This is a genomic window from Vibrio sp. RM-41-2B, assembly GCF_024744415.1.
Taxonomy (GTDB): domain Bacteria; phylum Pseudomonadota; class Gammaproteobacteria; order Enterobacterales; family Vibrionaceae; genus Vibrio; species Vibrio diabolicus.
The window spans coordinates 215,474-229,190 of the sequence record NZ_JAMQWD010000015.1; the positions used below are offsets into that span (position 1 = coordinate 215,474).

14 protein-coding genes are annotated in these 13,717 nt (G+C 44.5%); 2 read left to right on the forward strand and 12 right to left on the reverse strand.

Annotation, left to right across the window (positions count from 1 at the left end):
* Positions 1 to 56 precede the first annotated feature (56 nt).
* Together NB463_RS11170 and cueR are read left to right on the forward strand one after the other, a co-directional pair.
* The gene (locus NB463_RS11170; RefSeq protein WP_258430987.1) at positions 57 to 1,025 is read left to right on the forward strand and encodes a helix-turn-helix domain-containing protein; all 969 of its coding nucleotides are present in this window, start codon (positions 57 to 59) and stop codon (positions 1,023 to 1,025) included.
* Positions 1,026 to 1,112: 87 nt separating this feature from the next.
* A complete protein-coding gene (cueR, locus tag NB463_RS11175; RefSeq protein WP_012842332.1) occupies positions 1,113 to 1,499 on the forward strand; it encodes a Cu(I)-responsive transcriptional regulator in 387 nt (128 codons plus the stop codon).
* Between the two features lie 54 nt (positions 1,500 to 1,553).
* Here the strand turns inward: cueR and vctC are convergent, their stop codons facing one another.
* The 12 genes from vctC to rbsA all read right to left on the reverse strand — a co-directional run bounded on the left by vctC (position 1,554) and on the right by rbsA (position 13,713).
* Complete coding sequence (gene vctC, locus NB463_RS11180) at positions 1,554 to 2,309, reverse strand: iron chelate ABC transporter ATP-binding protein VctC (protein ID WP_005397181.1); 756 nt, start codon at positions 2,307 to 2,309, stop codon at positions 1,554 to 1,556.
* A gap of 2 nt (positions 2,310 to 2,311) precedes the next feature.
* Positions 2,312 to 3,262, reverse strand: a complete 951-nt coding sequence (vctG, locus tag NB463_RS11185) for an iron chelate uptake ABC transporter permease subunit VctG (protein ID WP_046875986.1) — start codon at positions 3,260 to 3,262, stop codon at positions 2,312 to 2,314.
* Entirely contained in the window at positions 3,255 to 4,190 is a 936-nt protein-coding gene (gene vctD, locus NB463_RS11190) for an iron chelate uptake ABC transporter permease subunit VctD (RefSeq protein ID WP_170892597.1), read from the reverse strand. Before vctD ends, vctG begins: the two co-directional genes overlap by 8 nt.
* Positions 4,191 to 4,212: 22 nt before the next feature.
* Positions 4,213 to 5,121, reverse strand: a complete 909-nt coding sequence (locus NB463_RS11195) for a siderophore ABC transporter substrate-binding protein (RefSeq protein ID WP_258430988.1) — start codon at positions 5,119 to 5,121, stop codon at positions 4,213 to 4,215.
* A gap of 163 nt (positions 5,122 to 5,284) precedes the next feature.
* Positions 5,285 to 5,965: a Crp/Fnr family transcriptional regulator gene (locus tag NB463_RS11200; RefSeq protein ID WP_006741007.1), complete on the reverse strand. Its 681-nt coding sequence runs from the start codon at positions 5,963 to 5,965 to the stop codon at positions 5,285 to 5,287.
* A gap of 132 nt (positions 5,966 to 6,097) precedes the next feature.
* Complete coding sequence (locus tag NB463_RS11205) at positions 6,098 to 6,829, reverse strand: nucleoside phosphorylase (RefSeq protein WP_005397170.1); 732 nt, start codon at positions 6,827 to 6,829, stop codon at positions 6,098 to 6,100.
* 10 nt (positions 6,830 to 6,839) lie between these two features.
* Positions 6,840 to 7,571 (reverse strand): nicotinamide riboside transporter PnuC, encoded by a 732-nt coding sequence (gene pnuC, locus NB463_RS11210; RefSeq protein WP_193447225.1) that lies wholly within the window; start codon positions 7,569 to 7,571, stop codon positions 6,840 to 6,842.
* A 500-nt stretch (positions 7,572 to 8,071) separates the two neighbouring features.
* Complete coding sequence (locus NB463_RS11215; protein WP_258431025.1) at positions 8,072 to 9,094, reverse strand: substrate-binding domain-containing protein; 1,023 nt, start codon at positions 9,092 to 9,094, stop codon at positions 8,072 to 8,074.
* Positions 9,095 to 9,129: 35 nt separating this feature from the next.
* Positions 9,130 to 10,047, reverse strand: coding sequence for a ribokinase (rbsK, locus tag NB463_RS11220; RefSeq protein WP_258431024.1), 918 nt, complete (start codon positions 10,045 to 10,047; stop codon positions 9,130 to 9,132).
* A 224-nt stretch (positions 10,048 to 10,271) separates the two neighbouring features.
* Positions 10,272 to 11,150 (reverse strand): ribose ABC transporter substrate-binding protein RbsB, encoded by an 879-nt coding sequence (gene rbsB, locus NB463_RS11225; RefSeq protein WP_005397160.1) that lies wholly within the window; start codon positions 11,148 to 11,150, stop codon positions 10,272 to 10,274.
* 77 nt (positions 11,151 to 11,227) lie between these two features.
* The gene (gene rbsC / locus NB463_RS11230) at positions 11,228 to 12,211 is read right to left on the reverse strand and encodes a ribose ABC transporter permease (protein WP_258431023.1); all 984 of its coding nucleotides are present in this window, start codon (positions 12,209 to 12,211) and stop codon (positions 11,228 to 11,230) included.
* Entirely contained in the window at positions 12,208 to 13,713 is a 1,506-nt protein-coding gene (gene rbsA / locus NB463_RS11235; protein WP_065645898.1) for a ribose ABC transporter ATP-binding protein RbsA, read from the reverse strand. The genes rbsC and rbsA overlap by 4 nt, the downstream gene beginning before the upstream one ends.
* Positions 13,714 to 13,717: the final 4 nt, after the last annotated feature.

The following is a 13,717-nucleotide window of genomic DNA, read 5'->3' on the forward strand; positions in this document are numbered from 1 at the left end:
AATACAAAGGCGATTTGATTATGCGAAATCGCACAAGTGTTATGAGGAAGTGTCAAATGCAGGAAGTCACACCAAAACGAACTAGAATTGCCAAGATCGCTTTAACCCAAAAACTGGAAGCCACAGAAAAGCAGTGGATCGTCACGCAAGGTCAACCTTGTCAAACTCAACTGGCAGAAGGCAAATTCCTATCATATCAGTACAATGATCAAATCTTTGTTCATGGTGGACGCTGCCTAGAGCTTGTTGATTCACATATTGTTTCTACTGCACACGCCTCACTGTTGGTCACTATTCTTTTAGAAGGTAAGCTCTCGTTTGGCTATGACGATTTGCAATTTGATTTAGACGCAAGCGACGGCCCTAAAGGTGTCGTGGTAAACCTACTCAAACCTGCAAACTTTCGTCGTTCACTGCTCAAAGATAACCTCATTAATAAGATCAACATATTGGTTAAGCCCCAGTGGCTAGAGGCTCGCCTTGACCAAACCTGTCGTCATCGGTCCTTTTTTAACTCTCATCAGGCGTTTCATCCTCTAGAGCTTAACCAGGCGTTGTGCGAACTGGCTGAAACGCTGACAAGCCGAGAAACACCACAAGAATTCCAAGATAAGTTGGAAGTTGAAAGCTTGATCTATCAAATTTTGCTTCAAGCGACTGAGCAAATCCCCAAGCACTTCAGTGCTAATAAAAATAACCTTGAACGGCACACAGATGGTCGAATAGAGGATATTGTTAGCTATATAGAAACTCACCTTGAGCAAGAACTAGGCTTAGAAAAGTTGGCAAGCGTGTTTTCAATGAGCGTTTCAAACCTGCAGCGCCGATTTAAACAATCACTGAATATGACCGTAAATGGTTATATTCGCTTTCGTCGCCTTGAGATTGCGAGGCAGCACTTGGAACGTGGCCTAGTGACGATCACGGAAGCTGCTTATGAAGCCGGATACCACCACCCTTCCAACTTCACCTGCGCTTTCAAAAAGGTATTTGGTGTACCACCGCATGAAGTGATAAAAGAGTAAAGAGGCCCCAGGTAACTGACTGTTATTTAGGAGTGTCTTATCCACAACATCGGTATATACTCGCCTTAAACGTTATGGAGGTTGAACATGAATATTGGTGCTGTCGCAAAGCTTACTGGGCTTTCATCTAAGTCGATTCGATTGTATGAAGACAAAGGGATCATATCTCCACCAGCGCGCAGCGACTCTGGCTATCGCGAATATTCAGATAATCATATTCAAGAGCTTAACTTAGTATCACGCGCAAAAAACGCTGGCTTTTCACTGCAAGAATGCAAAGAGTTTGTGCAGCTTGCCCATAATCCCAACCGAAAAAGCAGCGAAGTAAAAGCAAGAACCATGGATAAGCTGAGAGAGGTTGAAGAAAAAATCGCGCACCTTATGGAGATCAAAACGCAACTTGAAGGTTGGGTTTCTTCTTGTCCGGGAGACGCTGAAAGCCGATGCCCAATCATAGACGAGCTCACCAAGTAAACTCGCCTATCTATCCTCATTGAGGAATCGCTTTCATTAAGCCCTGAGGTCGGATTAGTGGTAAGTACACATGCGCTTGCCGTTTAATTCGATAATGTTAAACGGCGTTTCGTAGATATCCTCTAGCGTAGACGCCTGAATCACCTCTTCAACCGCACCACTTGCCACAACTTTGCCTTGCTTAAGCGCCAATATGACATCCGAGTAGCACGCTGCGAAATTAATATCATGAATAACCACCACCATGGCTTTGTTCATGTCATGAGCTAACCGCTGGACCACTTTCATGATCTGAAGAGAGTGTTTGATATCTAGATTGTTAAGTGGTTCATCAAGAAAAACGTAGTCTGTATCTTGTGCAATCACCATGGCAATAAACGCAAGCTGTCGCTGACCACCACTTAATTCATCCAAATATTTGTCTTGTATACCTTGTAAATCTAGATAGTCGATCGCTTGTTCAATCACCGCATGATCTTCTTTGGTCAGATTTCCTTTGGAGTATGGGAAACGGCCAAAAGAGACCAACTCTTTCACGGTAAATCGCATGGTAATCGAGTTGGCTTGACGAAGTACCGCCAGCTTTTTCGCTAACTCTTTAGTGTCCCATTCCGCAATTTCCTTGCAATCAATGATAACACTACCACCATCCCGCTCCGTTAAGCGCGAAGCCATAGATAACAGCGTGCTCTTTCCCGCGCCATTCGGGCCAATAATCGATGTTACCTTGCCCTTTTCAAACTGAGTATTGGCCTCATCAACTACTTTGTTTGAACCGAAGGCCTTCGTTAATTTGTCTATCACTATCATATTTATACAACTTTGTTTTTCAGTAGTAGGTATAAGAAATACGCACCACCAATAAAGTTAATAACGACACTCAACGTCGTCTCAAAACTGAACACGTTCTCGATAATCCATTGCCCAGCCAGTAACGAGCTGATGGAGAGAAACGAACAACCAACCAGTAGCGTTTTGTGTTGGTAACTTCGGAACATTTCTCGGCTTAAGTTGGTCACCAGCAAACCAAAGAACATAATTGGTCCCACTAGAGCCGTAGAAATAGCAATCAGAACCGCCGAGATAATGAATACATTTCGCGTCACCTTAGGTACGTCGACGCCCAAACTTTTTGCATTGTCTTGGTCGAGCCAAAACACATCTAAAGTGCGATGCATATTAAATAGCAACCAACATGCAAACATCAAAGCTGGTGCACTAAAGTAAACCAAATTCACTTTTACATTATTAAAGCTGGCGTAAAGTTTCGATTGAACGATTGCAAACGTATTTGGGTCCATCAGCAAAGAGAAAAATGACGCCGCATTGGAAAATAGCTGACCAAAGATCAAGCCGACCAATAACAACGTAATCAAGTTCTTGCTTCCTTTAGAAAAGTAAAAACCAAACAACAATAACGAAAACGACACCATTACAATTACGGCAATCGCGAAATTGACGTACAAGTTAAGAACTAAAGTACTCAAACCACCAAAAATCAGCACGATCAAAATTTGCGTCAACACATACAACGCATCAAACCCCATGATACTTGGCGTTAAAATTCGGTTGTGCGTAATGGTTTGAAATACAAGTGAAGACTGAGCAATAGCCACACCCGCTAGCACTATCGCCAATACTTTAGGAACTCTACGAGATAAAAAATACTGGTAGTTGTCAGCCGTTAGCCCAATACCAATAAACAAACATGCAAAAAGTACCGCAATGCCACCTAGCAGTAGGATTTTCGTTGAATCACGCATGTGGCTTACCTCGCAACAACATCGCGATGAATACCACGCCACCCAATATGCTGATCACGATAGAGATTGGCATTTCATGAGGGAAGATAATCAAACGACTCACCAAGTCGCAACACAGCACTAAAGTCGCCCCATACATGGCCGTAAGCGGAATGTTCTTTTTGAGGTTATCACCATAAAAGTGACTAACGAGGTTCGGCACAATCAGGCCAAGGAATGGCAGCTGCCCCACAATCATCACGACACTTGCCGACATGATGGACACCAACAGCACACCAATCGTGACAACCTGCTGATAATTTAACCCCAAGTTAACCGCGAAATCTTTTCCGATACCCACGGCTGAAATCCGTGCGGCAAAAAGATAGCTTAGAATAGCCATTGGTACCGCGATGTACAGTAGCTCAAAGTCACCACGTAAGATGTTGGCAAAATTCGCTACCGTCCAAGCGTTTAGACTTTGTAACGCATCGTATTTGTAAGCGATAAACGTGGTCATGGATTGGATGACATTGCCGAAAATAATTCCGACAAGTGGCACAAAGACCACACTCTTAAATTGAATGCGTTGAATAAAGAAAATAAATGCTAGCGTCCCGAACACCGAAATACCGAAGACAAGCCATAGGTGATTGTCGTTGCCAAAGAAAACCACGCTCAGTACATAGCCCAGCATGGCGCATTCGATCGTACCGGTTGTAGAAGGTGCAGCAAATCGGTTCTGGCTGATTTGCTGCATAATAAGGCCTGCAATACTTAAGCCTGCACCAGCAAGCAGTATGGCGAATAAACGTGGTATACGGCTGGTAAAGAAAAGCTCTAACGCTTTCTCATCACCCGAAAATAACTGTTGGGGCGTCATGTTTGCTACCCCAACAAATAACGAAACCGTGCTTAAAACCACAAGGGTTAGCAATAACTTTTTCAAAGTTAACCTCTGCTATCTTGGATTACAGTTCAACGGTTTGCTTGATCTCACTGACCATTTTTTCTGTTGCAGTAACACCAGACATCGACAAGTACCACGCGTCCACATCTAAATAAGAGATTTTGTGATTCTTATATGCCGCGGTTGCTTTGACTAAGTCATTATCCATGGACTTACGAATATCGTTATCTGGCGTGCCTTTTAGCGAATTGCGGTCAACTACGAGTATATTTTTCGGGTTAGCTTCACGAATAAATTCATAAGAAATAACATCTCCGTGAGTGCCAGTTTTCACGTGTTCAACCGTTTCCAAGAAACCGAAATCGTTATAAATCACACCAAATCGCGATTGAGATCCAAACGCACTGATGTTGTCACCCATGCTTAAAATCGTTAACGCATCATTGTTATTTGATTGGTTGTAGTCACGGATTGCTTTGAATTGAGCATCTAGCGCTTCAATTTTCTGCTCTACTTTTTCTTCGATATTGAAGATTTTACCAATATTGCGCCACTGTGCTTGCGTACCTTCCCAGTAACCTTGATTCTCTTTCGCAGCAAAAACGACCGTAGGAGCAATTTCACTCAGCTCTTCATATTTCGCAGACGCTCGCGGACCAACCAATATCAAATCTGGTTTTTGCATGTAAATGGTTTCAAAGTCAGGTTCAAACAAACTACCCGCAGAGGTGTAGTTATCTTTGCTGTATTTTGAAAGGTAGCTAGGCAGATTAGAAGAGTTAGAGACTGCAACAGGATCGATACCAAAGTTGTCCAGCGCATCTAGCGGTCCAAAGCCAATCACAACCACGCGTTCTGGTGATTGTTCTAGCTCGGTTTGCCCCATGTAATGGTCAATCACAACCTTAGCAGCGAAAGAAGGAGAAACAGTAAATAGCGACAGCATAGCCGCACCGACGAATTTTTTCATTTTGTTAAGCCTTAATGAGATCTATTATCATGCGCGTTCGCAATATAACGTTACTCTTTACTGCATTCAACAAAATTTAAGGTACTTTACATTAGTTACGCTTATTCGAGCTCCAACTATATCAAAGACTTATAAAAACCATTCATTGCAATATCTAGGCGTATCATTCATGCGCTTCGATAAATGCTTTGAGTGCAAGCTCATCAATAATCTCCAACCCGTTTTCCGTTTTTGCAATCAATCCCTTTTCAATCAAATCTTTAACTGCACGTCGATAAACACGACCAGAAGTACCAAATCGCTCAGCTTCTTGATTCACTTTGTCAAAGCCACCGAGCAATGTGTTGGTTTGATTACGGACGAAAAGATCATACGCAATATTATAAGTAATGGGATGCAATAACCGATTGGTATAGATATCCATAGAGTCTTGATAATCTTCGGCCAACGCTGAAGCAAAGAACACCATCATTTCTGGATGCTTTTGTAGCGCTTCAGTTAGTTTTTGGATGCAGATGACATCAACCTGCATGTGCTCGTCTGCAATCACGTTCCATTGGCAAGGAGTCTGAGTGAAGTACTCCATTTCACCATAGATATGGTAGTCGCAGTTTGCCTCTCCTAATTGAAAGCGTCGCCCATTCGCGGCCAATATGCTCATTGAAACTCGACCTACCGGCACAACATATAAGTACTGAAGTTGCTCACCTTGACGGAGAATTTCTTCCCCAGCATCAAAGTAACGCGTACTAATTTGACACTGATAGATCATCTCACGAAAGGCAACGCTCTTTTTTTCAAGGTATGTTTTGAAGCGGCCAGTTGGATACGGGCTGATTTTCATTCTCTGCTCTCTCAGAAAAGTTACTGATAACTATCTCAGGTGGATTGTACCCCGTAACACCAAATAAAAAAGCGACAGTGGCCTGTCGCTTTACATTCATTGATTTATAAGAGTTACTGAAGTTAGTACGGACTATCTCTGAGCAATCAGCGCTTCTAACGCCGTCATTGCAGCAAGCTTCTCACCTTGCATCATTACTTTCGCTTCATCAACGTACTGGCCAACCCCTTCTTTCACATCTTGTTGATACAAAACGACGTTATTTAAGATCGAAGCCACATGAAGGCCACGTAACCGGCCAACGGCAAGCAAAGCTGAGGTTTCCATATCAGCACCTAAGACGCCCTTCTTGTTCCAGTATTGGCATATCGCATCTTCGTCATCGGTATAGAAACTGTCGTGAGAACGTACCACACCAAAATGATAATGTGCCTCTTGTACTGACAGGTAACGCTCAACTTCCTTTAATAAGGAAAAGCTTGCGTACGCCGGATAAGCCGAATCCACATACGCTTTGGAGCCGCCTTCATCTCTTACCGCACCTTCGGCAATGATTAGCTCGCCAAGCTGAATCCCAGATTGCATCGCACCTGCCGATCCGACACGTACCACATGAGTCACACCGCACTGTTTTAGCTCTTCAACTGCGATGATCATCGATGGGGCGCCGATACCTGTGCTGCATACTGAAACAGGCTGGTCTTTGTATTTGCCAGTAAAAACACGGTACTCGCGATTTTCCGAGATCATTTCTGCATCATCCAACAATGCGGCAATTCGATTAGCTCGGTCTGGCTCACCACATACAATAACGAGTGGAGCGACTTGTGTTTCATCAACACCAATATGAGGTTGTTTAGCCATTTTTCGTTCCTTATGCTGCAGCTTGAGCTAAGGTTTTATCGCCATTGCGCTTGGCGCTACGGGCCCATTCACGCGTACCATTGGCAGCAATGAACATCAAAATCGCATACTGAACGGACATCGCATAAACACCCTGTGTCGCGTAGATGCCAACACTGATGATGTTAATCACAACCCAAAGAATCCAGTTTTCCACATATTTACGTGTCATCAGAATTTGTGCAACAACAGAAAGTACTGTCATGATTGCATCCCAAAACGGGAACGCATCAGGTTCAAGTACCGGATCAGCCAAACCTGCACCAAAGAGATTCAAGCTATCAACAGCAATGTTTGCTAATGCAAAGAAAAAAGGGTCGATGTAGATGGTTAACAACGCGATAGACACAACGCTAATAGAAGCAGTGGCGATGAGTTTCTGTTTGTTTAACCAGCGTACTTCCAGCGTTTCACCTTCCGCGTTTGGACGAGTCCACGCATACCAACCGTAAATGTTCGCACAGAAGAAAAACAGTTGAAGAAGTAATAATCCGTATAACTGAATTTGGAAAAAGATAACGGCAAAAAGAGTGACATTCAGCAAACCGAATAAGTAGTTGATGGTTTTTTCTTGGCTAGCAAACCAAATGCAAAGCAATCCAAAAACCGTACCGAAAGCTTCGATCCAACTCATTGCGTAACCGCCGCCAATTGGAATGTTAACCAGGGTGTTGTTTATATCGAGTAAGGCAAGTAGGTCCATGTCGATGTCCTTTATTATTTTGTTTGGGAATATGCCTATATTAGGGCGTGACACCTAACAAAAAGGAGGACATTTGTCCCCCTCTTGATGCACTCGATCATAATTCAGTTCAATATTTGCTTGAAAGCAATAAATGACTCAATTGAACCGCTTGGAAATTAACACGCCTAAGAATCCAAACCTAAATAGCGCTTTTTGAATGCGGAAGCTGATGCAAATAAAGCTGACGCCAAAAGTGTAATAACAAACCCAATTGCGTACTCGAATGCTTCATTCACCAAGAGCTGATAACAGCTCACAAAAAAAATCAGTATGACCGCAATAACATTAACTCGGTGAAACCAAGGATGCTTTACGGAGAACTTAGCGTAACCTTTTGATAACATTTAACTAATCCGCCAGACAACAATTAATATTTTTATTTATAATCAATGGTGATAGTAAGGCTTTATAGTATAAAGAGAAACGACTTTTTTGATTTTTTAGCTCAACATCACAGGTCATCTAGTGCTGCTTGACTTTAATATCTTGACACTTTTTCGTTCAACTAAGGTAGGTTCTAATTGCACGACTTGCGCTTCTGTTGATTTATTATCCAATTTTCGGACAAGCGTTTCCACGGCAGCTTGCCCAAGACGGTATTTAGGCTGGTGAATTGTGGTGAGTGATGGCGACATGAACTTCGCGATATGTATGTCATCGTAACCGATGATTGAAATCTGTTCCGGGACTTTAATATTGAGCTCATTTGCGGCGTTAATCACCCCCATCGCCATCATATCATTGGAAACGAAAATCGAGCTGGGTAAGGTGCCTCGCTGCGCCATTTTCATAAATGCTTGGTATCCGCCTTCACATTCGAAGTCCGATTCAATTATCCAGTTGGCATTAAATTCCAAGCCTGCTTCGTTCATCGCACGTTTGTAACCTTCGTATCGCATTTGCGCTTGGTGTTTAATCAAAGGGCCGGTGATACATCCTATTTCTGTGTGGCCACAATCAATCAGGTATTTCGCCGCTAGGTAACCGCCACGAAGCGAGTTATCTTGAATTTTGTCGCTCGTAAACAGCATCGGCCCCCAATCCATCACCACGACAGGGATATCAGGATAACGCTCAAATACATCAATACGCTCTCCCTCTAGCGAGGAGCACATCAAGATCAAACCATCGACACGCTTTTGCAAAAGCGTATTAATGGATTGGCGCATGCGTTCGTTATCACCTTCGGTATTGCATAAAATGAGGCTATAACCTTTGTGATAGCAACTGCGTTCGACGCCTTTTACGACTTCGCCAAAGAATGGGTTGGTTGAGGTTGTCACTAGCATACCAATGGTTTTGGTACGATTGACTTTGAGGCTTCGCGCCAAAGCAGATGGCGCATAGTAGTTGAGTTCTTTTGCGGCATTATTGACGCGTTCGGAGATCTCTTCACTCACAAAACGCGTCTTGTTAATAACATGGCTCACTGTTGAAGTGGAAACCCCTGCCAGTTTTGCGATGTCTTTCATCGTCGCCATGTTACTACTCCTATTTTAATGAGGCGTTGTGCGACTTATTGTTCAGCGAGAAACGCGTCCACCTCTTCGCGGGTTGGAATCGACGTTTGCGCGCCAAAGCGGGTCACAGAAATTGCAGCCGCCGCATGTGCAAACTTAATTGCTGATTCTAAAGGTAAATCCTCTAACAGGCCAGTGACGAATGCCCCATTAAACGTATCCCCTGCTGCGGTGGTATCAGTCGCGTCAACACGGAACCCCGGGATGAGCTCACCTCTACCATTTTGACTTAACCAAACACCCTTCGCACCGAGAGTGATCATGACAATTTCGATACCTTTGCTATGAAGAACATTCGCCGCTTCTTGCGCGCTGTCATTATCCGTTACCGTTACCCCCGTCAACACTTCAGCTTCGGTTTCATTTGGTGTAATAACATCAATACAAGCAAGCAGTTCGTCTGACAGTTCACGAGCAGGGGCAGGGTTTAAAATGACGTTAGTTTTTGCATCTTTCGCCACTCGCGCGGCTTTCTCAATGCCGCACATCGGCGTTTCCAATTGCATCAGCAGGTAATCCGCTTGGCGAATGCGATCTAAATCTGGCTCAATCGCTTCTGCTGTCAATTTGGCATTCGCTTCTGCTGAAATACAAATGCTGTTTTCACCACTATCCGATACTTGAATCATCGCAATGCCAGTTGGGCAGTTTGGTTGCATCTTCACACCAGTGATGTCGATGCCGTCCATATTGAAATTTTCACGAATATTGATGCCGAACGAGTCATCGCCTACACAAGCAATAAAGCCAATATCAGCCTTGAGTCGAGCTGCAGCAACAGCTTGGTTGGCACCTTTGCCACCTGGGATAACTTGATAGTTGCGACCATGTAGCGTTTCGCCAGGGCGAGGGAAAGAAGGCACTTGAAGAACATGGTCAGCGTTTACACTACCTAACACCACTAACTTATTCATACGGTTATCCTCGGTTCTGAATGAACCCTTTTTTGAAAAACTATTTTGGAAAATACATTAGATGACTTTAACTTCTCTTCCTAACGAAGGAGTCACGATAAAAAGTCAAAGGCATCTATACCCTGCATTTTTAAGTCTCTTGGGTATGTTTACCCTCTCCTCCTAAACGACAGATATAAACGGAGGAGAGAGCAAAAATTAGAACGCTTTATTGAACGTCAAACTTATTTAGTCACTACTTTTAGTGGTACCGGAATGTATTCTTCTACTTTTTCACCTTTCAAGACTTTGTCAGCCGTTTCAACACCTAAAGCACCGATAAGATCTGGTTGCTGTGCGATGGTTGCTGCTAGCTTGCCACGGTTAACTGCGGCAATGCCGTCTTCCGTGCCATCAAAACCAACGATAACGACGTCTTTGCCAGAAGCTTGAACGGCGCGAAGTGCACCTAGCGCCATTTCATCATTCTGTGCGAACACCGCTTGTACATCAGGGTTAGCCGCGAGTAGGTTTTCCATCACGTTTAGGCCTTTAGTACGGTCAAAGTCTGCTGGCTGGCTGGCAAGAAGATCCATATCGCTACCCTTCACGGCATTCATGAAACCTTCACCACGCTCGCGCGCCGCCGATGTGCCCGCAATACCTTCAAGCTGAATTACTTTTGCTTTTTCGCCAACTTTTTCCATGATGTAGTGGCCTGCCATTTCACCACCGATCACGTTGTCGGACGCGATGTGGCTCACGACTTCACCACGGCTTGCGCCACGGTCTAGTGTCAATACAGGGATCTTAGAACGGTTCGCCATACGAATCGCATTAGACACAGCATCAGAATCCGTTGGGTTGATAAGAATTGCTTTTACACCGCGAATACTTAAATCCTCGATGTTCGACAGTTCTTTGCTCGGGTCATTTTGCGAGTCCAGTACAATTAAGTCGTACCCCAATTCTTTCGCTTTAGCTTCCGCACCGTCTTTCATCGTTACGAAGAACGGGTTGTTTAGCGTCGAAACCACAATCGCCATCGTATCTTGGGCTTGTGCCGCTACTGATACAGTGGAAGAAAGAAGTGCAGCAGAGATAAGAGTTGCAAGTTTTTTCATCGTTCTAGTCCTTTGTGTAGGGTGAGCCAGCACACGCCCACTGGCTCGGTTTGTATTCAGGATTTAATGGTTATGGATTATTTGTTTTTGTTGTCTACCAGTACTGCGAGCAAGATAACTACTGCTTTGGCAATCATTTGGTAGTAAGAAGAAACATCAAGTAGGTTAAGAGCATTGTTCAAGAAACCGATGATCAGCGCACCAATCAAGGTACCCATGATACGGCCTTTACCGCCCATCAAGCTGGTACCGCCAAGAACAACCGCTGCGATAGCGTCTAGCTCGTAGCCCATACCCGCTGTTGGCTGCGCCGAAGACAGGCGAGAAGTTACGATGATGCCTGCAAGCGCTGCCAGCATACCGCAGATTGCGTACACACCAATCTTCACTCGGTCTACATTGATACCAGATAGACGAGTCGCTGATTCGTTGCCACCTAGTGCATAAACGTAGCGACCAAAGCGAGTGTGGTTAAGTAGGTACCAAGCCGCAGCGAATACAACTACCATCAACCAAACAGGTACTGGAATACCTAGCGCGTAGCCGGTACCAAACCATGCAAACGCATCAGCTGTGTCAGTAAAACCTGTCGAGATTGGACGACCTTCGGTGTACACCATAGTCACACCGCGTAGTAACGTCATGGTAACCAGCGTAGCGATAAAAGCCTGTACTTTGCCCTTCGCAATGATGATGCCGCTAATTGCACCTAACGCTGCACCTGCGACTAAAGCAGTCGGAACCGCCACCAGCACCGGGACTTCAAGCGCAATCATGCTTGCCGCAAAGGCACCGCATAACGCCAGTACGGAACCAACACTCAAGTCGATGCCTGCGGTTAAAATAACCAGTGTCATACCTACCGCGATAATGGCATTCACTGAGGTTTGACGAAGAATGTTGAGAATGTTGTCGACCGTAAAGAAGTTCGGGTTCAAAAATGACACAACAACAATCAACAAAATCAGTGCTATCAGTGATTTTTGCTCAATCAACCACTCTTTTGTGAACAACTTCTTGTTGCTAGCTTCGGTTGGTTTGCTCATGGTATTAGTACTCATGCTGCTTCCTCATTGATCTTTTTGCCTACGGCACAGGCGAGTAATTTTTCTTGATCGGCGTCTTTCGCATCGAATTCGCCAGTAATACGACCTTCATGCATAACCAGAATGCGGTCACTCATACCGAGCACTTCTGGCATCTCGGAAGACACCAAGATGATGCTCATGCCTTCGGCTTTGAACTTGTTGATGAGTTGATAAATTTCTTTTTTCGCACCGACATCGACGCCACGTGTTGGTTCATCGAGAATCAGAACTTTAGGTTTGGTCATTAACCCTTTCGCGATCGCCACTTTTTGCTGATTACCGCCGGATAAGTTACCAATGATTTGGTCGCGCGTAGGGGTTTTGATATTAAATAGCTTGATAAAATCTTCCACGGCAATCACTTCGTCGCTATGTTGGATTTGGAAGCCTTTAGTCAAATGATTGAGAGAACAAAGTGACATATTCTCCTTAACCGAGAGACCTAACACCAAGCCATCGCCTTTGCGATCTTCAGAGATATAAGCGATGCCATTTGCTAAGCCATCTTGTGGGCTAACCGGGTTAATGGTTTTGTTATCGAGGTTGATAACACCATGCTCACTTGGCAATGCGCCGTAAATCACTTTCATCAGTTCGGTGCGGCCTGCCCCCATCAAACCAGAAATACCCAAAATTTCACCGCGTTTCAGCGTGAAGCTCACATCGTGAACGCCAGAGCCAGTCAGGCCAATCACTTCAAGGCAAGTTTCGCCATGTCGCACATCAATACGTGGGTATTGCTCTTCTAACTTACGACCAACCATCATTTCGATCAGGCCGTCTTCATCAGTGTCGGACACCTTGCACTCACCGATAAATTTACCGTCACGAAGCACCGTAATATCGTCACAGATTTCAAAGATTTCTTTAAGACGGTGTGAGATATAAACAATGCCGCAGCCCTGCTCTCGAAGCTCGTTGATCACTTTAAATAGTGACTCCGTCTCGGTATCAGTCAGCGCGTCAGTTGGCTCATCCATAATGATGACTTTCGATTCAAACGAAAGCGCTTTCGCGATCTCCACCATTTGCTGTTCACCTAGGCTCAAATCACCAAGCAACGTTTTCGATGAGTGCTTTACGTTAAGGCGTTGAAGCAACTTGTCTGCTTCTTCATACATCTTGCCCCACTGAATACGCCCCATCGTGCCGGTAAATTCACGACCTAGATAGATGTTTTCAGCAATCGTTAGTTCAGGGATCAAGTTCAATTCTTGGTGAATGATGCTGATGCCCGCTTCCTGAGAGTCACGCGGCCCTTTAAACGCGGCAGGTTGGCCTTGATATTGGATGCTACCCGCATCCATGTGATAGATGCCAGTCAGCACCTTCATCAATGTTGACTTGCCTGCTCCATTTTCTCCCATGAGCGCCATGACACGGCCTGGGTAAACATTCAGGCTCGCTTTGTCCAGTGCTTTTACGCCCGGGAACGCTTTCTCAATGTCGCTCAGTTGTAGAATGGCTTGAGTCATAATC

Coding starts and splice junctions, on each gene's coding strand:
- rbsB (WP_005397160.1), bottom strand. CDS start 11,150: ATGAAAAAACTTGCAACTCTTATCTCTGCTGCACTTCTTTCTTCCACT.
- NB463_RS11215 (WP_258431025.1), bottom strand. CDS start 9,094: ATGGCGACGATGAAAGACATCGCAAAACTGGCAGGGGTTTCCACTTCA.
- NB463_RS11200 (WP_006741007.1), bottom strand. CDS start 5,965: ATGAAAATCAGCCCGTATCCAACTGGCCGCTTCAAAACATACCTTGAA.
- rbsK (WP_258431024.1), bottom strand. CDS start 10,047: ATGAATAAGTTAGTGGTGTTAGGTAGTGTAAACGCTGACCATGTTCTT.
- NB463_RS11205 (WP_005397170.1), bottom strand. CDS start 6,829: ATGGCTAAACAACCTCATATTGGTGTTGATGAAACACAAGTCGCTCCA.
- NB463_RS11170 (WP_258430987.1), top strand. CDS start 57: ATGCAGGAAGTCACACCAAAACGAACTAGAATTGCCAAGATCGCTTTA.
- cueR (WP_012842332.1), top strand. CDS start 1,113: ATGAATATTGGTGCTGTCGCAAAGCTTACTGGGCTTTCATCTAAGTCG.
- pnuC (WP_193447225.1), bottom strand. CDS start 7,571: ATGGACCTACTTGCCTTACTCGATATAAACAACACCCTGGTTAACATT.
- rbsC (WP_258431023.1), bottom strand. CDS start 12,211: ATGAGTACTAATACCATGAGCAAACCAACCGAAGCTAGCAACAAGAAG.
- NB463_RS11195 (WP_258430988.1), bottom strand. CDS start 5,121: ATGAAAAAATTCGTCGGTGCGGCTATGCTGTCGCTATTTACTGTTTCT.
- vctG (WP_046875986.1), bottom strand. CDS start 3,262: ATGCGTGATTCAACGAAAATCCTACTGCTAGGTGGCATTGCGGTACTT.
- rbsA (WP_065645898.1), bottom strand. CDS start 13,713: ATGACTCAAGCCATTCTACAACTGAGCGACATTGAGAAAGCGTTCCCG.
- vctC (WP_005397181.1), bottom strand. CDS start 2,309: ATGATAGTGATAGACAAATTAACGAAGGCCTTCGGTTCAAACAAAGTA.